The organism is Priestia sp. 3CA3, assembly GCF_056836725.1.
This window is the reverse complement of sequence record NZ_JBXENJ010000001.1, coordinates 186,853-206,267: the sequence shown is the minus strand read 5'-3', so window position 1 is coordinate 206,267 and position 19,415 is coordinate 186,853. Positions and strand designations below refer to the sequence as shown.

Sequence of the window (19,415 nt, the reverse complement as noted above, 5' to 3'; positions counted from 1 at the left end):
TAGTAACTAGCTAGAATTAAATGATTGATGAAAGTTTGGCTGCTGCTTTTTGCGTACCGCGCGGAACAGCTACTGTCCCTGTGCGCGTTACTTCTTTTAATCCATAAGGCTGAAGTAAATCAATCATCGCTTCAATCTTGCTGGATTCACCTGTTACTTGAATAATTAAGCTGTCGCGGCTTACATCAATGATGGTTGCACGGAAAGGCTCAATTACTGCATAAAGTTCGTTACGGCTCGCAGGTGTAGATGCTACTTTCATTAAAGCAAGCTCTCTTGACACCACGGCTTGATCCGTAATATCTTGAACTTTCAACACGTCAATCTGCTTGTTTAACTGCTTAATCACTTGTTCAGCAGCATTGTCATGCTCTACGTTTACGACAAACGTCATGCGTGATACATCTTCAGATTCAGTGTGTCCTACCGAAATACTCTCAATATTGAAATTTCTTTTTGTAAATAACCCCGTTACGCGATTTAAAACGCCCGCACGGTTTAATACAGTTGCTGTAATGATTCGCTTCATGGTTTCACCCCTACCATTTCATGTAATCCTTTTCCAGGTGCAACCATTGGATATACGTTTTCTTTAGGTGCGACAAAGAAGTTTAGTAAAACAGGTCCATCTGTTTCCATTGCTTCTTTCAGAGCCGCATGCGCTTCTTCTTCAGTAGAAGCTTGTAAACCTTTGATATCATAGGCTTCTGCAAGCTTCATTAAATTAGGCTGATTCGGAATTAAAGAGTGCGAGTAGCGTTCTTCATAGAAGATTTCCTGCCACTGACGAACCATTCCAAGCGACTGATTGTTAAGCACAACCACTTTAACAGGTAAGTTTAATTCTCTAATAACCCCTAATTCTTGAAGCGTCATTTGAAATCCACCGTCACCAACGACTGCTACAACTGTTTTATCTTTATTTGCCAGCTGAGCGCCGATTGCAGAAGGTAATCCAAAGCCCATGGTGCCAAGGCCACCTGAAGTTACCCATCGATCTGGATTATTAAATGTGTAGTATTGAGCTACCCACATCTGATGTTGCCCAACGTCCGTTGTAACAACGGCATCTCCATTTGTATATTTGTGAAGCAACTCAACTACTTTTTGTGGTTTCAACACGTCCGCTGAGTTCTGATACCATAATGGATATTCTTGTTTCCACGCCGCTAATTTCTCATGCCATTTCGTATAATCTCCAACTTCTCCTTCTTGCAGAAGCAATTGCTTTAATACTTCTTTTGCATCTCCAACAATTGGAATCTTGGTTGGAACATTCTTTCCAATTTCCGCTGGGTCGATGTCAATGTGAGCAATTTTTGCATTTGGTGCAAAATGCTTTAAGTTACCTGTTACTCGGTCATCAAAGCGCGCCCCGATACTAATGAGAAGATCACTCTCATAAATTGCCATGTTTGCTGTGTACATTCCGTGCATGCCAGCCATTCCTAAATGAAGCGGATGATCTGCAGGAAAACAACCTAACCCTAAAAGCGTATTAATAACCGGAATATTTTGACGCTCAGCATAATTTTTTAATTCTTCTGAACCTTTACTCAATAATACTCCCGCACCTGCTAGAATAACAGGTTTCTTTGCAGCTGCTACTGCGTCTGTTAACTTTTTAACCTGCAGCTGATTTGGAAAATAAGTTGGCTGATAGCCAGGTAAATCAATTTCTCCTTCGTAATTAAATGTTCCATCACCCTGTGCCATATCTTTTGGAATGTCGATTAAGACTGGACCAGGTCTTCCTGTTGTCGCAATATGAAATGCCTCTTTGATGATTCTCGGCATGTCGCTGATATTGCGTACTTGATAGCTATGTTTTGTAATTGGCATTGTGATTCCTAATACATCTGCTTCTTGGAACGCGTCAGAACCAATTACACTTGAAGCTACTTGACCAGTAAAAACAACTAAAGGAAGTGAGTCAATCATCGCATCTGCCAAACCTGTTACGATATTTGTTGCACCAGGACCACTTGTTGCGATAACTACACCGGGTTTACCTGAAATTCTTGCGTACCCTTCTGCTGCGTGAATTCCACCTTGTTCGTGACGAGCAAGTACGTGAAACATTCCTGAACCGTATAGCTTATCGTAAATCGGTAAAACGGCTCCCCCTGGGTAACCGAAGATGACGTCAACATTTTCTCTTCTTAGAGATTCAATCAACATGTCAGCTCCATTCATTTGTGCCCCAGCGCTTACAGGTTCTTTCGTTTGCATATTGGCTCCCACTTTTCTCATCCTTTCGTTTTCTAGATAAAAGAAAAAAGACTTCTCACCCCTAAATAGACCCTATCAAATGATATAGGTCAAGGGGCGAAAAGTCTTTTGTACTTTACGCGGTACCACCCTCGTTTGTAATCGTAATGATTACCTTATGAATGTATACTGTACATTCTTTTTGATAACGAGTGCTTTGGAAGTACACTCGGTCGCCCTTACTGAATTTCAGGGTGACACTCTGAGGTGAGTTCATTTTGACTTGGTAACGCCGGCTTCCAGCAACCCGACTCTCTGTTGATACCTAAACATCAAAACTACTTATCCTCTTCAACGTTTTAAAACGCTATATGCTTTTTGAACAATGCTTTACACATCATATTTTAAATTAATTACAATTAATTAAAATTTTTAGAAAACTTATATTTGAGGACTATCTTACGCCCATTTCTATGCATAGTCAACCACTTTTCAAGATTTTTTTAGACAATTTAGACTAAACAGAATATTTGAATGCGTTTTCATTATTGATGCAATAAGGGTTTATAGCCACTCAAAAAGTTTTTCTGAAACGTTCATTTGTACACACTGAATGAACAAACATTCACTTTTAAGATAAATAAAAAAATCCCGGCTTTTACTAAAAAGTAAAAGCCGGGATTTTTTTCTAGACGTCCCAGGAGAGATTCGAACTCCCGACCGACGGCTTAGAAGGCCGTTGCTCTATCCTGCTGAGCTACTGGGACATAATGTTAAACTGTATCAAAGACAATACTTATTATATTCAAATATAATTTAAAAGTCAACGTTTTTTTGAAATTTTATGAGAAGAGAGGTAAAAAACCTTCTCTTCTCCCTATATTTGGCTATATTATGCTGAAAGTGTACAGGTTAACTGCATGCTAGGAATATGTTTACCGCTTATATCGTAAAACTGCACGGTAGCTTCTGTACCATCCATTACTAGTATAGCATACGTACGTTCTTTTCTCATACGAGGAAGTAACATACTTCCTGGATTGATAAATAAAACTCCGTCCATGAGCTCAGCTCCCGCTATGTGAGAATGCCCAAAACAAACAACGTTTGCCCCCACTTCTCTCGCTTTGTAATGCAGATTCATCATAGACATTTTAACATTATATAAGTGACCGTGTGTAACCAGACACGTGGCTTCTCCAAGTGATTCTACTCGATCATTGACGTAAGATGCATCATAATCACAATTTCCTCGAACGCCTAAAAACGAAGACATTTCTTTGCTGTCTTGTGGCAGCTCAGAGTCACCACAATGAATCATCTTATCTACATCAGCATGTCTTTCTCTGATAGTGAGCAGTTCTTCTTGTAACCCGTGGCTATCGCTTACAATTAATAGTTTCACACGTCATCACTCCTTCTAAAATTGCGCATCAATTAGCGGTGCTAGTTTTTCTAACGCATTTGCTCGGTGACTAATTTGATTTTTTTGTTCTTTAGACAATTCTGCCATGGAGCAGTTCCATTTTTCTACAAAGAAAATAGGATCGTATCCAAAGCCGTTCTCGCCTCTTTTTTCTTCCAAGATGCGCCCTTCACACGTGCCTTCTACAAGCTCTGTTCTCTTTCCAGGCACTGCAATAGCAAGCGTACAATGAAAACGTGCCGTGCGCTTTTCAAACGGCACGTCATGTAATTTTTGAAGTACCTTCTCTATATTAGCATTATCATCTTTATTTTCACCAGCATAACGCGCGGAATAAACGCCTGGCTCTCCGTTTAAGGCATCAATAGCAAGCCCAGAATCATCGGCAATAACCGGCTTATTTAATGCTGATGAAATGGTTTCTGCCTTTAGCGTGGCGTTCTCTGCAAATGTAACGCCCGTTTCTTCCACGTCCTCAATTTCAGGAAAATCAAGAAGCGATGTTACTTTAAATCCCTTCGGTGAGAATAGTGTTTCAAAATCCTTTACTTTGCCTGCATTTTTAGTTGCAATAATGATTTCACGCACGTTAATCCCTTACCTTTCTTTAACCGGAATGTAAGCAGCCAGATGATCAAGAACTTCCTTTTGCTGTTCAATCAATTGATAAACACCCTTTTCCCCTAAATCCAGAAGATGGTTTAACTGTTCTCTCGAAAACGTCGATTCCTCTCCCGTTCCCTGTAATTCTACAAACTGTCCGCTTCCTGTCATCACAATATTCATGTCAACTTCCGCTGTCGAATCTTCTTCATAATTTAAATCTAAAATCGAATTTTCTCCATGGATACCTACTGAAGTCGCAGCTAAATAGTCACGAATAGGAATTTCTGTCAGCTTGTTCTCTTCAACCAGCTTTCCAAACGCTAAAACCATAGCCACAAATGCACCTGTAATCGATGCTGTTCTTGTTCCGCCATCTGCTTGAATAACATCACAATCAATCCAAATGGTTTTTTCTCCGACCTTTTCCAGGTCGACTACAGAACGAAGAGCTCGTCCGATCAGACGCTGAATTTCCATTGTTCGTCCTGTGACTTTACCTTTTGTTGATTCGCGTATATTTCTTTGTGCCGTAGCTCGAGGCAGCATAGAATATTCAGCTGTAATCCATCCTTTTCCTTGTCCACGCATAAAAGGAGGCACTCTGTCGTCTATGCTTGCTGTACAAATAACCTTTGTGTCTCCCACCGAGATTAATACAGATCCTTCTGGATGCTTTAAGTATGAAGTATGAAGAGATACAGGTCTCAATTCATTAAATTCCCTACCGTCCAAACGCATTAAGCATGTCCTCCTATTAATTCATTTATATGTAATAGCTTCTTCCATTTTAACTATAAAACAGCGGAAAGAGGTCGCTATTTCAGCAGACCTCTTTCTACTTAGTCCTTTACTAGTATAACAAAAATTTGTTTTTAAAAACTACCTGTGTTCACATTTTTAGGTCTTGAAACTGGCTCCGTTAGCTTTTTCCCTTTTTCATCTTTTAGCGTTTTTTTGCCATTCACCTTAATGGCAACGCTGTCTACGGCTTTTTGTTCCGTCAGCGATAACACCAAGGAGTCGAGAACATACTGAGAAATTTCCGTTCCTTTTAAATTTCCAAAGATGTTTTTATTAAAGTTCAGCGTTAACTGACCGTCCGCATACTTTGGAGCTGCTACGAGCTTTGCATCAGGATTAAAATCTGTCACTAAACCTGATGCAGGCGCAGGTCCTTCTACAAGCTCGTTCACAATTGCAGTGTACATATCTTTGTCATCAGAAGCAATTCGTTTTGTAACAGGAACATAGTAAGTTTGTTTGCCCTCTTGAGCTAAGTAATAGATCGTAACTGGCTTCGTTTGGGTTACGTCAACTACTCCAGTATTATCAAAGTTAATACCATCTGCTCTGCTCAACCCTTTACTGATTGGTGTATGATTTACAGGCATCTCATCTTTATCATAGCCGTTAATGCGAATTTTAACTTTATTTACGCCTTCAAACTGCGTCAGCGTCCACGTTACGGCCTGCAGGATACGGAGTTCATCTTCTTTTTTATATTCAGCAAATTCAGGTGAAAAATCTGCTACCATCGTGCCGTCACTTTCCAGCTTTGTCCCTAAAACTCTTGTATCAGCAGGAAGAACCGCTCGGAAATTATTTGGCAATAAGTTTGTGACTGGTCCACCCTCTACTAAATATTCAAGAGACTGTTTAGCGACACCTTTTGATTTAGGAATTTCAAGCGTCTGGGGAACAACGTACCCGTTTTTATCAATTAAGTAAATTTCTCTTTTGGTAGGCGCAGATGTTTCTGCCGCTTTACTTTGTTTTTTATTAGCTTCCGTTACTTTCGCTTCAGTCGCTAATGATTTTTCATCTTTCACATAGGTGACATCCTTTGGCGGATCAATTTCCTTTGCTGCGTTATCCCCTCCGAAAAGTCCACAGCCGGATAACAACACAGATGTGGTCACCACGGCGGATATGAGAACAAATTTGGTCTTTTTGGACATTCCTTTCCCTCCTCAGACTGTTTGTACTACTATGTATACGAGCTTATTTGCATTTTAGACCAGCTCAAACAAGTTTTTGGCCACAAAAAAAACCGAGCTTAATATGCTCGGTTTTAAAGTTTGATATGCTCAACATTATATACAGGGTGTTCAAACCATTTAGATGCAATAGATTGAAACAGTTCTGTTGAGCCTGTTGTATAGAAGTAGTGTTCGGGCTCCATGCTTCTAGGAGCTAGTAAATTGCTATAAGAAAGAATGGCACTTACCTCTATTGCCGTTTCTTCACCAGAACTGATTAACTGAACTCGAGGTCCAATTGCTTCTTGAATAACTGGCTTTAACAACGGATAATGCGTACATCCTAAAATAAGGGTATCCATATCTGTATGATAAAAAGGTTTTAATGTTTCTTTTACAATTCGCTGCGCTTCCGGTCCTTCATAATTACCGCTCTCTACAAGAGGTACAAACAAAGGGCATGCTAAATTTTCCACTTCCACTCTCGTATGAAGAGCGCGGAGTGCATGTGTATAGGCTTGGCTTTTAACGGTTCCGTTTGTGCCGATTACGCCTATTTTATGATTTTTAGTTACTTTAAGCGCAGCTCGTGATCCTGGTTCAATGACGCCTATAACCGGAATATCGAGCTGTTCTTGAATTTCATCTAGTACAACTGCCGTAGCCGTGTTGCACGCAATAACAAGCATTTTAATATCTTTATCTACTAAATAATTAGTCATCTCCCATGTGAAAGCTCGTACTTCTTCACTGGGACGAGGACCGTATGGGCAGCGGGCTGTATCTCCAATGTACATAATTTGTTCTTTCGGAAGCTGTCTCATAATTTCCTTTGCTACCGTTAATCCGCCCACACCTGAATCTATAACACCAATTGGTCTACTCAAAACAATCGCCTCATTTTTCTTTCATTTCATCATGTAATTTTCGTAACGTTACTCGTAAAACTTCTGTTTCACTAGGAGAGAAGTTTGCCAGTACGCCATTTAAATACGTTTGTCGCTTTTCAATTACTTCTTCGATAACACGTGCTCCTTCAGGAAGCAAATGAATACGCACTACGCGGCGGTCTTTCGGATCTTTGACCCGAACCACCAACTTATTTTTTTCCATACGATCTACTAAATCTGTCGTTGTACTACAAGCGAGAAAAATCCGATTTGATAAATCGCCAATCGTCATATCTCCACGTTCAAACAGCCACTGCAAAGCAATAAACTGAGGTGGCGTAATCGTATAGTCTTCTAAAATTTCTCTTCCTTTTTGCTTCACAATAGCTGCAATATGTCGAAGTGACTTTTCTAATTCTGCCACTGTATCCTCATTATTTTTTGCTGTCATACCGTAATCCTTTCCACCTATAAGTCTTATTTTCTATTATTTCTTTCAGTTAAACCCGTCTCTATTGTTTCTCTTTTCTATTTTATATTGTGCTCTTTTTTCGGTGATTTTTCAAGGTTAACATGAGGATTCTACAACGTTCAGCATTAAAAAACAGCTGCTCCATAAAAGGAGCAGCTGTTTCTATTAATTATTGATATACAGCTCGAAAACTGAGCTGAAATCTTTTGTTGTGTAGGCTGTTTTTTTATCTAATAACCAAGAAAACACGGCTTCGTTAATTTCTTTAAATTCACCAGCAACACTTCCACTTGTATTTCTTGTACTGCTTAGCGTAGAAGAAGCTAGCTGAATGCTTTGTTTAGCAAAATCGAGCGCAATTTCATTTTCACGCGTTATTTCAGACACTTTAAACAGCGCTTTATATAAATCTTTTACCTCTTCTATATGCTTTTTGTGTACATCGATAGAAAAAGTTTCCGAGCCAATTTTAAATTTAATTTCCACATCTAAATCGACAGTTCCAGCCGTTTCTAGCATTACGTTTGAAATGTGATTTGTGCTGTAGTTATAGCGGCGAAGCATTCGCTTTTTACTTGTAGCACTTGTTCCATCAAGGTGAATGAGCGCTTTATTGGTAAAGCAATATTCATCTGACTTTGATTTGATTAGAAAATAAATTTTTTCTTGTTCTTCATGCATAACGTAATCGTCTGCATCTACCTTGTCATAATCAACTGGCTTAATAACAGAACCAATATCACTTAGCCCCAATACATCAGCAGCTACTTTTCCAAACATTTCCCCATCTCCCTTTTAAAAACGATTGTGTTATTTTCATGTTTTAAGTGTACTGTGCAAATGAGGGGATGTAAATAAAAAAAGGAGCTTCTTTAAAAGAAGCTCCCCATTTATTAAAAGAACAAATTTAAAATCATATAGATAAGTGCAGCTAATGAAGCTGAAATTGGCAATGTGATAACCCATGTAATCACCATGCGCTGTGCAGTTCCCCATTTTACACCTTTCACTCGGTGAGCAGAACCTACACCTAAGATAGAAGATGAAATAACATGAGTAGTACTGACAGGTAGATGAATAAACGTTGCTCCAAAGATAATGGCAGCACCCGTTAAGTCCGCAGCTACTCCATTAACAGGACGAATTTTCATAATTTTACCGCCAACGGTTTTAATGATTTTCCATCCACCAATTGACGTTCCAAGCCCCATTGCAACCGCACAAGCCAGCTGTACCCACCACTGAATCTCAGTACCGCTTTGCATATTGTTAGCAATAAGCGCTAGCGTAATGATACCCATTGCTTTTTGCGCATCATTCGTACCGTGTGTGTAAGATTGTAGAGCTGCAGTCAGGATTTGAACGCGGCGAAAACGCTTATTCGTTTTCGTCAAGTTATGGTTTTTAAACGTTAGCTTGATAATCGTATAGACAATATAACCTACTACAAAGGCTAGAACTGGTGAAATTAGAAGGGCTTCAATGATTTTGATGAAACCTTTGTAATTTAAAGCACCAAATCCAGCAGCTGCAATAGCTGCTCCTGCAATCGATCCAATAATTGCATGAGAAGAACTACTCGGGATACCGAAATACCATGTGATTAGGTTCCACGCGATAGCAGAAATTAATGCTGCTAAAATAACGACAGAACCATTTTGAAGCGTATAAGGATCAACGATATCCTTTGTAATCGTTTTGGCTACGCCCGTAAACGTCATAGCCCCGACAAAGTTCATGGTTGCGGCTAAAAGAATTGCATGTCGCGGTTTTAAAGCTTTGGTTGAAACAGAAGTCGCAATGGCATTAGCTGTATCGTGAAATCCGTTGATAAAGTCAAAACCAAGTGCACCAACTACAATTAGAATGGTTAATATTAGCATTGAATCCATTATACTATAGCCCCGTTACGCATTCTTCATAATAACTGATTCTAAGTTGTTCGCAACCGTTTGACAATAATCCGCGATTTCTTCTAGCGTTTCATAAATTTCTTTATATTGAATAACTTTAATTGGATCTTTACATGTTGCAAATAATTGTTTTAGTGCACGACGATATAATGTATCACAATGTGACTCATACTCTTTAATTTTAATTGCATGCTCACTAATTTGAAGAAGCTTTTTCTCAGACAACAAATTAATAGTAATTAAAATTTCTTCAGCACAGCCTTGAATATTTTTAACAAATTCAGCTACATATTCATCAAATGTCGTAATTGAATGAATTTCCATTAAAGCAGCAAAGCTGTCGATGCCATCAAGTACATCATCCATGCTCATCGCTAGCTGTAAAATATCTTCACGCTCAATTGGAGTAATAAATGCTTTGTTCAACTCAGTAATCACTGTATGCACGTATTTATCACCTTTTGATTCATACGCTTTTAAAACGTTGGCAAATTCCTTTAGGTCAGATACATTTTGAAGTTCAAAGCTGCCTAAAAACTCCGCTGAGTCCTTAATATTTTGGGCAATGTCCATTAACATTTCAGAAAACTTGTCTTTTTTTCTTTTGATCACGTTGCAATCCTCCATCCAATTTATCGAAACTTTACCACTCGTTTTTTCTCTCTATCTTTTTATATGTGTTCTAGTTTCTTTTTTCATTTAAAGTAATGGATAAAACCTAGCTGTTCATTACTATAACGAGAGAAACCACCTCTCTTGTGTATCAAAAAATTCTAAAAAAACAAACGTTTACCAGAGCAAAAGTCCCAAAATGTGGTTCTTTCACCTATAGGTTATGCGATTCATTTTTTTACGCCAAGTCAAAAATTACTCCTATTATTGTTAATTGTCAATAACTTTTCAAACACATTTTTTTAGGCTTCTTTACAATACATTAACAATAATACGTTGATTCCTTTTAAAATAAGGGTTTTCAGAGTTTGTATAAAATTGGGATTTACAAAAACTTAACATTACTCCCCTTGTGTAAATAATAAAAGCCAGCTCTTTTAGAACTGGCTTTTATTATTTACTTATTATATTGCTGAAATACATTTTTTACTTTCGGCACGACGTAATGACTTCCGCCTTTATCCTCTACCCCTTCAACCATCATTGAAACGAGTAAGTTTTTCTGTTTTGTGTCCACAGCTACAAACCATCCGTTTTCCTGCCCTTTTTCACCTTGAGTTTTCTTTAGCTCTGCTGTTCCCGTTTTTCCAGCCAGGGTTAACCCATCTATCTTTGCTGCATGACCCGTACCGTTTTTATCTTCAATGACATCAACTAAATCATTTTGAATTAATTGCGCCGTTTCTTTAGATATTACTTGTTTTTTCCATATCCCACTCTCATCATCGTTCATAAGAATAGGCTTTACTATGTTTCCATCGTTTACAATCGATGTATACATCAATGCCAAGTGGAGAGGATTCACTTGCAGTTTCCCCTGGCCATAGCCAGAGTTTGCTAATACTCCCTCATCTTTAATATCTTGATCACCTGCAATTTTAGACGTTTCAAAAGGATAATTAACAGGCAATTTTTGATTAAACCCAAACTGTTTTAAACCACTGTTAAATTTGTCTAAACCTAGCTTCAAAGCAGTCTGCGCAAAATAAATATTATCAGATGTAACATAAGCATCACGTAAATTAACATTCGGTTTGCTGCCCACTCGTGTTACGTAGAAATTTCCCCAGCTTTTATCTTTCTGCCATTTCTTCCCGCTGATTGATATACTTTCATTTGGATTTAGCACGTCTTCATCAACCGCTAAAGCTCCGGTGACTAACTTAAATGTAGATCCCGGAGAATACGTTTTGGTAAAACGATTCATTAACGGCTTATTAGGATTCGTTGAAAGGGATTGATACGTATTAGCATCGATTCCAAAAGAAAAAGAATTCGGATCAAAAGCTGGCGTGCTTACAAGACCTAATATTTCTCCCGTTTTAGGTTGAAGAGCAGTAGCTACTCCTTTTTCATCTTTTAACTGTTCATAAAGGGATTTTTGAACATTCGTGTCTACCGTAACCTGAATGCTTTCCCCGTCTTTTGGATTCACTTTTGCAATTTCATTCTTTTTATTACCATCTTTATCTACAGTATAAATCGTGACGCCGTCTCGAGCACGAAGCTTATCTTCATACAAAGACTCTAAGCCAATCATTCCAGCTTTAGACTGAGCATTATAACCTTCATCTTTATGCTCTTTTAAATATTCCGCTGTGACAGGCGCAACGTATCCAACTAAATGAGCACACGCTTCTTCACAAGGATATACGCGCGCATTTACCTTTTTTTGTTGAATGCCTTCTACTTTTTTCAAAGAATTCTCTAAATTAGAGGCGTCTTTTTGACTAAATGTTTTAATAGGAACAAATTGATTCTCTTTCACCCAAGAAGCGCTCAGTGCTTGATTAATACTTTTTTCCGAAAGAGCAAGAGTCTTGCTTAATTGTCGTATCGCTTGCTCGCCGCCTTTAGAAAACTGCTGGGGAACAACTCCAACTTGAATCGCTTCTCCGTTTTGAGCTAAATATTTCCCTGAACGATCCATAATTTCTCCACGCACAGCTGACTGAGTAGCTACTCTTACTTGCTCTCCTTGCTCAAGTCCTTTAAAAATCATATTAGGCTTCCAATTAATATACCAATTCTCTGTATCCCCTTGTTTTTCTTGAACCACAGCAGCATTTTCTTTAAATGAGATTTCACCGGCTACAGAGTTCATGTTTACTTCAAAAGGTAAAACAGCTTTATGGTCTTTTATTTCTAAGTCTTCTATTTTACTTGCCTTCACTTTAAGCTTGTCCGCTTCAATTGCATCATAGATATTTTTATATCGATTTACAAAGTCTTTTTCTGAAATCGTCTTTTTAGCATCTTTAGACAAGTATCCATACATACCTTCAAAATCTTCTTTATTCCACATGGCTACATATTTATCAAATCGATCCTGTGCTTTCTGTTGATCATTTGAGCAACCGGCAGTTATGAGTAAGAGAATTGCCATAGTAAAAAATAGCCACCCAATTCGTCTCATGATGATTTTCCCCCTTTTTTCAATACCATTTCTATCATATAAAATTTTACATAAACTTTCCATCAGAAAGTTACACCCAGGAATTAATTGGTATTACAACCCACTTAATTTACATATCGACAAAAAAATCAATAGGTAAATAAGAAAAAAATTGAACATTTTGTGAATATTTTGTGTCTTTTTTGGAAAGTATTTGATATAATAAGTGTAAGAAGAAAAAGAATAGGAGGCGACTAAAATGAGAAGATTCTTACAGTTTTACTTTATGTTTAGTTCTCTGTTCTGTTTTGGAAGCGTTTTCGTCCTACTTATGTCTCAAGAATATTATTTTGCACCGTTATTCCTCACACTGGGCTGTTTAAATATTTTTCTCTTTAAAGTATATATTCAAGAAAGTCGAAAAGATAAACAAGCTGCACCTGAAAAACCAAAACCAACAATTTAACGGACTCGTCTCTCGGCTGAGATGAATGTAAAAGAAGAACCGGTGAAAAATTCACCGGTTCTTCTTTTACGAGGTTGAAGCTTTTGGAAACCTATCGTTTGCAATAATCTCACCGATGCTTTCACTCTTTCCTTCACCCTCATCAATATTTAAAAGCGGGAACAATAACTCTCCTACGTGATAAGCTTCTTCTAAATGCGGATAGCCTGATAAAATAAAAGATTCAATTCCTAAAGCTTCATATTCTTTTATTCGTTTCGCTATATTTTCAGCACTGCCTACCAGGGCAGTTCCTGCACCTCCCCGGACGAGCCCCACACCTGCCCATAAGTTAGGGCTAATCGTAAGTTCCTCTCGGGTTCCTCTATGAAGGCTCGCCATTCGCTGCTGCCCAACTGAGTCATACCTTGCAAAAGTACGCTGTGCAGCTTGAATTGTGTCGTCGTCCAAATGCTGAATTAATCGATCGGCTGCTTCCCAAGCTTCTTCTTCCGTTTCCCGTACAATAATATGCAAACGAATCCCAAACTTAACGGTTCTGCCTTCTGCTTCTGCTTGCTTTCTCACAGCCGTTATTTTTTCTCTTACTTGTTCAGGAGGCTCTCCCCACGTTAAATACACGTCAGAATGTTTTGCTGCAACTTTTTGTCCTGCAGGTGAAGATCCGCCAAAATAAATAGGTGGAGAAGGTTTTTGAACAGGTGGATACAACAGCTCACTGTTCTCTACATGAATATGTTTTCCTTCATAATTAACCGTATCTCCAGCCAATAACCCTTTCCACACATCTAAAAATTCATCCGCAGCTTCATAACGTTCATCATGTGATAAGAAAAGGCCGTCTCCGGCTAATTCTGCTGGATCTCCTCCTGCTACTACGTTAACTAGTAAACGACCGTTTGAAATTCGATCAAGAGTCGAAGTCATGCGCGCTGCCACGGAAGGAGCCATAATGCCCGGACGTACAGCTACTAAAAATTTCAAACGCTCTGTTTCAGGTATAAGTGAAGCAGCCAATAGCCACGGGTCTTCGCATGATTTCCCCGTTGGAATCAGAACTCCTTCAAATCCTAACCGGTCAGCTGCTTGAGCAACTTGCCGAAAATATGAATAGTCTGCTGAACGACCTCCTCGATTTGTCCCTAGATATCTTCCATCTCCATGGGAAGGAATAAACCATAACATTTTCATGATTCAACACTCCTTTTCGTTTGTTCTAGATGATATTCAAGCTCTTTTAATGAACGTTTAATTCTCGCTTCTGCTTCTTCCACAATAAACTCAATTTCATTTTCTTTCGTATAGGCCACCTCAGAATCAACAATATAAACTCCATGAATAAGAGCAGTAGCTCCTAAAACGGATAATGTCGGCTTAAATACATAATCAAGAGCCAGTAGATGAGCAATGGTTCCCCCTGTAGCTATCGGCAGCACGGTTTTATTGTGCAAACCTTTTTCAGGTATTAAATCTAAAAATGTTTTTAAGATTCCTGTGTAGCTAGCTTTATAGATTGGGCTGACAATAATAACGGCATCAGCATCTGCCACTTTCTTTTGAGCTTCTTGAATCGCAGGGCTAGAAAAGTTAGCATATAGTAAGTCTTCAGCTGGTAGATCGCGGACATGCACGGTTTTTACTTCATGTTTTTCATTTTGCAGATATGCTGCAATATACTCACTTAAAGCAGCTGACCTTGATTGTTTTGAAGGGCTTCCCGTAATAATTGTAAACTGACTCATTATCATCTCTCCTTTTAACTTATAAAACTGATAGATTTACAAGGATTAATAAGTATATAAATCCTTCTTTTATTTTTCACCTGCGTAGCTGTCTCTCCATTTAAGAAGACGCTTTTCTAATACTCGGACAAATGAATCAGTTAATTTGCCTACAACAGCAAAAATGATAATTCCGACAAAAACTACATCTGTTTGAGAAAACTGCCTAGCATCCATAATCATATATCCTACACCTTCACTTGCTCCCATTAATTCAGCTACTACCAGTCCGAGCCATGCAATACCTAAAGACAATCGGACACCAAGTAAAATATTAGGAAGAGCGGCTGGTAAAATGAGTTTCGTGATTTGTTTCCATTTACTAAATTGCAGAACACGCGCAACATCAAATAATTTCGAATCAACGCCGCGAATGCCTAAATACGTATTAACATAGATTGGGAAAAACGCACCGTTTGCAATTAGCAATATCTTTGAAATTTCCCCAAAGCCAAACCATAAGATAAATAAAGGAGCCAAGGCAAGGTGAGGAACAGTTCTAAGCATTTGAATGGATGGATCCATATAGTGCTCCGTTTTCTTTGAGAAACCGACAATAACACCAAATAGTAAACCTAGACCAGCTCCAACGGCAAAACCTATGGCAGCACGTAAAATACTGATTTGAAGATTAGCTCCGAGTTCTCCCGATACGATGAGCTGTTTGAAAGAAAGTACAATATCAACAGGTGTAGGAAGAACGGTTTTAGATACATAGCCCGCAGAACCAATGATTTGCCACACGACGATAAGCAAAATTGGCACGACGAGAGAACGAAAGAAAATTCCCTGCTTATTTTTCGCTTCTTCCTTTCTTTTTTTCACTTGTTGCAAGTGAGCTGCTGAAGACTGGACATGTCCTGAAACCACGGATGTTTTACTCATTTTCATCACCTCATTTTTCTTTTAATGCTTTTTCAATAAATGAATTATCAACGACATCTCCCGTATCAATTTTCTTTTTAATAACGCCTAAAGATTGTTGAAAATCAGCTGTTCGCTGTTGTTCTGCAATAATTTCTTTAGAGGTTGGGCGATTATAGGCAGGATTATTTTTTAACACTTGTCTTACTACATCTTTATCTAGATTTTTTTGTTTTGCTAGAATATCCACAGATTCTTCAAAATGTTCGTTTTGCCATTCAAGTGCTTTTTGATAAACTTGTAAAAACTTAACGACTAACTCTGGATGATCTTTTGCAAAGCCTTCTCTTACAATAGTAAAGCCTGGTGAAGCAACCTTTAACGAATCGCCGTCTGCTAAAATACGAGCTTCATTTTTTAAGTTTTGCAGGGAGATAAACGGTTCCCAAATTGACCATGCATCCACTGATCCATTTTCAAATGCTGGCTGAGCTTCGTCTGGCTGAAGCTGAATAATCTTTACGTCACTTGGCTTTAACCCATTTTGATCAAGAGCTCTGTACAATAAGTTAAAACCGCTGCTGCCTTTGGCAACCGCAATCTTTTTACCTTTTAAATCTTTTACGCTTTTAATCTTGCTGTTTTTTCCTACTAAAATAGCATTTCCTTTTAATCCGTCGCTCGAATTAGCAATTTCTAAAAATGGAATATCTGCCCCTTGACCAGAAATAACCGGTGAGTTTCCAACTTGGCCGAAATCCAAGTGTCCAGATGCTAACCCTTCAAATTGCGGAGGACCGCTTTGAAACTCTGTCCATTTAACGTTTACACCTATTTTTTTAAATTCTTTTTCAAACCATTTTTGGTTTTGTGCCAGCATTAAAGGTCCTAGGCTTTGTTGAATGCCAATATTGATCGTAACGTTTTTCGAATCTTCGCCGCTCGCTTTTTCTTTCGTCCCGCACCCAGCCAATGCGAGAACAAGTACAATAGCTGCAGTTAAAAGTAGCTTTTTCATCTGTTCTGTCTCCTTCTCTGTCTGATTGAATCTTTAATGTTCTCCTGCTTCTTCAAATTCTTTCAGCACTTGCTGCCTTAGCTGCTGAAAAGGTAGTTCTGTCTTTTTTCGCGGATGACTAATTTCTACTGGAACAACCCGACTAATTTCTCCTGGTCTGGCACTCATAATCACAATTTTAGTTCCTAAGTAAATGGATTCATCTAAATCGTGGGTAACAAAAATCATGGTTGTTTTTTCTTTTTTCCATATGTCTAACAGCACATCTTGCAGATGAGTGCGAGTAAAAGCATCCAACGCACCAAACGGTTCATCTAACAATAAAACCTCGGGATTTCTTAAAAGAGCACGCGCAATCGCAACTCGTTGAGACATCCCCCCAGATAGTTCTCGAGGATAAGCTTTTTCAAATCCTTTCAGCCTGACAATATCAATTAGCTCATCTACGCGGCGCCGAACGTTCGAATCTTTCAGCGATAAGTCAGCCGCTATATTTTGCTCCACATTAAGCCACGGGAACAAGCGGTGTTCTTGAAAGATCATTCCTTGTTTAATGCTAGGTCCGGCTATGTGCTTCCCGTTGATTTCAATGCGCCCTTCATAATCTATATCAAGTCCAGCGATTATTTTAAGCAGCGTACTTTTTCCGCATCCGCTCGGACCAATAATGGTAATAAATTCACCTTTATTAATCGTAAGATTTACATTTCGCAATGCTTGAGTTACTTGTTCTCCTTTTTGAAATGAGCGGTTAACCGATTGAATCACGACACTCACAGCAATTCCTCCTCCTTGAATTTTTAAATCAAAAGCTATTTCACCTAAAAACATAAAAGCTCCTACCTAAAAAAGGTAGGAGCTTTCGGTTGACCGATCAGCCCGTTGCTATAGTTAACTGATTTATTATTGGATTATTTTGAATTTTATCATATTAATCCGATTTGTCAACTGTGTTTTATATATTTTATCCATTAGATTCTTGAGGATTTGGTTTTTTCCATTTAAATATTGAGTTTAAAAATCCGTATATATGCTTAGACTCCTTCGTTAACAAAGGACCAATAATAGCTAAAATCAATACATAAAGCGCAGCGAATGGCTGAAGGATGGCCGATAATCCTCCTTCAATTCCGATGTTAGCCATAATGATTGAAAACTCACCTCGTGACATGATTGTTAATCCAATATTGGTAGAAGCCTTGTGTGACAGCCCGCTTTTTCTTCCTGAAATCATACCGGCTGTAAAGTTACCAATAATCGTAAGCGCAACTGCTCCAAGGGCAAGCCAGCCTGCATCCCAGAGCGTGAGAGGATCAATACTTAATCCGAAGCTGAAGAAAAAGATGGCTCCAAAGAAATCACGAAACGGTACGACAAGATGTTCAATCCGATCGCGATGTTCTGTTTCAGAAAATACAAGCCCAAGCAATAATGCTCCAATTGCTTCTGCCACGTGAATTGTTTCTGAGAAGCCTGCCACAAAAAACAATACCGCAAAAACGACGATTATAAAGATTTCATTCGATGAAATATTTAAAAGTTTATTTAGTAGAGGCGTAGCTTTTCGAGCAATGATAAAGAACAGCATCATATAGCCAAACGCAATTAAAATAGATGTTAAAGATGCAGCAAGCGATCCGTGGTCTCCAAGCACCAACCCTGAAACGACAGAAAGATAAACCGCTAAGAAAATATCTTCAAACATGATGATCCCTAATATCAATTCCGTTTCTGGATTTGCCGTTCGTTTTAAATCAACCAATACTTTTGCGACAATTGCGCTGGACGAAATCGTAATAATTCCAGCGATAATCAGCACTTCAAGAAGAGGATTTCCTGTCAGGTATCCATACAATAATCCTAAGGTAAAGTTAATTAAAATATAAATAGATCCTCCCACCGCGATGGACTTACCTGATTTAATTAACTTTCCAACTGAAAATTCTAACCCTAAATAAAAGAGTAAAAAGAGAACTCCAATTCTCCCCATAAATTCAATAATCTCTTGGCTTTCAATAAACTTTAAACTGAATGAGCCAAACTCAGGAGCATGGGGACCAACCGCCATGCCCAGCAGAATGAGGAATGGAATAATCGTAAATTTAAATTTATGTGCTAGTATAGCCGCTAAAGCGACTAGTAACAAAGCTGTCCCAACTTCAAATACTAAATGATCCAATTATGAACTACCTCCTTGTGAAAGCAATTCTTTAATGAGCGTTTTTAAATTTCCTCTTTCACCAGAGATGACAAGCGTATCTCCTTCTTCAATTAACGTATCTGGTCCTGGGGTGGATAATTTTTTTTGCGTGTTTTTAATGACAGCGATGATTGTGACATCATAGTTGCTGCGAACGTCAATTTCGCCAATTGTTTTACTGTGAGCTTTCGCCTGTTTTTCAACTTTGTACCATTCAATCACTAAGTCATTGAATGCCACTTCGATGGTTTCCATTGCTTTTGGCTTGTAAATCATGCCGCCTAAAATTGCAGCTAGCTGTCTTGATTCCGTATCTGTTAACGTAATGTCAAAAATGCTTTCTTCTAAATCTTTTTGATCGAAGTGGTAGATTTCACGTCGTCCATCATCATGAATAATAACGACCACACGGTTTCCTCCGCTTGTCTCAATTTCAAATTTACGGCCGATTCCTGGTAATTCCGTTTCTTTAATCATCATTGAATGATCACTCCTATAAAGTTTTTAAGAAGAATATTAAAT

At 38.5% G+C, this 19,415-nt stretch carries 20 protein-coding genes, 1 tRNA gene and 1 other annotated feature; of the genes, 1 reads left to right on the top strand and 20 read right to left on the bottom strand.

Going from position 1 to position 19,415, the window contains the following annotated elements; all coding sequences use genetic code 11:
- Positions 1-16: 16 nt before the first annotated feature.
- From ilvN to AC1VNJ_RS00955, 13 genes are all read right to left on the bottom strand, one after another.
- Entirely contained in the window at positions 17-529 is a 513-nt protein-coding gene (ilvN, locus tag AC1VNJ_RS01015; RefSeq protein ID WP_013059375.1) for an acetolactate synthase small subunit, read from the bottom strand.
- On the bottom strand, positions 526-2,253 hold the full coding sequence (gene ilvB / locus AC1VNJ_RS01010; RefSeq protein WP_482640254.1) for an acetolactate synthase large subunit: 1,728 nt from the start codon (positions 2,251-2,253) through the stop codon (positions 526-528). Before ilvB ends, ilvN begins: the two co-directional genes overlap by 4 nt.
- Positions 2,254-2,321: 68 nt before the next feature.
- Positions 2,322-2,575, bottom strand: a binding site (T-box leader).
- Positions 2,576-2,904: 329 nt separating this feature from the next.
- Positions 2,905-2,978, bottom strand: a tRNA-Arg gene (locus AC1VNJ_RS01005).
- A 125-nt stretch (positions 2,979-3,103) separates the two neighbouring features.
- Positions 3,104-3,616: a metallophosphoesterase gene (locus tag AC1VNJ_RS01000; RefSeq protein WP_028411739.1), complete on the bottom strand. Its 513-nt coding sequence runs from the start codon at positions 3,614-3,616 to the stop codon at positions 3,104-3,106.
- A gap of 15 nt (positions 3,617-3,631) precedes the next feature.
- A complete protein-coding gene (locus AC1VNJ_RS00995) occupies positions 3,632-4,225 on the bottom strand; it encodes an XTP/dITP diphosphatase (RefSeq protein WP_028411740.1) in 594 nt (197 codons plus the stop codon).
- 9 nt (positions 4,226-4,234) lie between these two features.
- Positions 4,235-4,981 carry a ribonuclease PH gene (gene rph / locus AC1VNJ_RS00990; RefSeq protein WP_033579641.1) on the bottom strand — a complete coding sequence of 249 codons (747 nt, stop codon included), beginning with the start codon at positions 4,979-4,981 and terminating at the stop codon, positions 4,235-4,237.
- Positions 4,982-5,115: 134 nt separating this feature from the next.
- Entirely contained in the window at positions 5,116-6,201 is a 1,086-nt protein-coding gene (locus AC1VNJ_RS00985; protein WP_033579640.1) for a GerMN domain-containing protein, read from the bottom strand.
- A 113-nt stretch (positions 6,202-6,314) separates the two neighbouring features.
- Positions 6,315-7,109 carry a glutamate racemase gene (gene racE, locus AC1VNJ_RS00980; RefSeq protein WP_028411743.1) on the bottom strand — a complete coding sequence of 265 codons (795 nt, stop codon included), beginning with the start codon at positions 7,107-7,109 and terminating at the stop codon, positions 6,315-6,317.
- Positions 7,110-7,119: 10 nt separating this feature from the next.
- On the bottom strand, positions 7,120-7,563 hold the full coding sequence (locus AC1VNJ_RS00975; RefSeq protein WP_013059382.1) for a MarR family winged helix-turn-helix transcriptional regulator: 444 nt from the start codon (positions 7,561-7,563) through the stop codon (positions 7,120-7,122).
- Between the two features lie 186 nt (positions 7,564-7,749).
- A complete protein-coding gene (locus tag AC1VNJ_RS00970) occupies positions 7,750-8,364 on the bottom strand; it encodes a PH domain-containing protein (RefSeq protein WP_482640253.1) in 615 nt (204 codons plus the stop codon).
- 113 nt (positions 8,365-8,477) lie between these two features.
- Entirely contained in the window at positions 8,478-9,476 is a 999-nt protein-coding gene (locus AC1VNJ_RS00965; protein ID WP_028411744.1) for an inorganic phosphate transporter, read from the bottom strand.
- 15 nt (positions 9,477-9,491) lie between these two features.
- Positions 9,492-10,124, bottom strand: coding sequence for a DUF47 domain-containing protein (locus tag AC1VNJ_RS00960; protein ID WP_029711160.1), 633 nt, complete (start codon positions 10,122-10,124; stop codon positions 9,492-9,494).
- Between the two features lie 442 nt (positions 10,125-10,566).
- Complete coding sequence (locus AC1VNJ_RS00955; RefSeq protein ID WP_482640252.1) at positions 10,567-12,585, bottom strand: penicillin-binding transpeptidase domain-containing protein; 2,019 nt, start codon at positions 12,583-12,585, stop codon at positions 10,567-10,569.
- Positions 12,586-12,823: 238 nt separating this feature from the next.
- On the opposite strand from AC1VNJ_RS00955, the gene AC1VNJ_RS00950 reads away from it, so the two are divergent.
- Positions 12,824-13,030, top strand: coding sequence for a hypothetical protein (locus AC1VNJ_RS00950; RefSeq protein ID WP_013059387.1), 207 nt, complete (start codon positions 12,824-12,826; stop codon positions 13,028-13,030).
- A 66-nt stretch (positions 13,031-13,096) separates the two neighbouring features.
- On the opposite strand, the gene ssuD is transcribed toward AC1VNJ_RS00950, so the two are convergent.
- The 7 genes from ssuD to AC1VNJ_RS00915 form a co-directional block, all read right to left on the bottom strand.
- On the bottom strand, positions 13,097-14,221 hold the full coding sequence (gene ssuD, locus AC1VNJ_RS00945; RefSeq protein ID WP_033579638.1) for an FMNH2-dependent alkanesulfonate monooxygenase: 1,125 nt from the start codon (positions 14,219-14,221) through the stop codon (positions 13,097-13,099).
- Positions 14,218-14,772: an NADPH-dependent FMN reductase gene (ssuE, locus tag AC1VNJ_RS00940; RefSeq protein WP_452636741.1), complete on the bottom strand. Its 555-nt coding sequence runs from the start codon at positions 14,770-14,772 to the stop codon at positions 14,218-14,220. Before ssuE ends, ssuD begins: the two co-directional genes overlap by 4 nt.
- Positions 14,773-14,841: 69 nt before the next feature.
- Positions 14,842-15,696: an ABC transporter permease gene (locus AC1VNJ_RS00935; protein ID WP_452636742.1), complete on the bottom strand. Its 855-nt coding sequence runs from the start codon at positions 15,694-15,696 to the stop codon at positions 14,842-14,844.
- A gap of 10 nt (positions 15,697-15,706) precedes the next feature.
- Positions 15,707-16,693 carry an aliphatic sulfonate ABC transporter substrate-binding protein gene (locus AC1VNJ_RS00930; RefSeq protein ID WP_028411749.1) on the bottom strand — a complete coding sequence of 329 codons (987 nt, stop codon included), beginning with the start codon at positions 16,691-16,693 and terminating at the stop codon, positions 15,707-15,709.
- Between the two features lie 33 nt (positions 16,694-16,726).
- Positions 16,727-17,470, bottom strand: coding sequence for an ABC transporter ATP-binding protein (locus AC1VNJ_RS00925; RefSeq protein WP_482640251.1), 744 nt, complete (start codon positions 17,468-17,470; stop codon positions 16,727-16,729).
- 187 nt (positions 17,471-17,657) lie between these two features.
- A complete protein-coding gene (locus AC1VNJ_RS00920; RefSeq protein ID WP_482640250.1) occupies positions 17,658-18,872 on the bottom strand; it encodes a cation:proton antiporter in 1,215 nt (404 codons plus the stop codon).
- A complete protein-coding gene (locus AC1VNJ_RS00915; RefSeq protein ID WP_013085158.1) occupies positions 18,873-19,373 on the bottom strand; it encodes a cation:proton antiporter regulatory subunit in 501 nt (166 codons plus the stop codon).
- Positions 19,374-19,415: the final 42 nt, after the last annotated feature.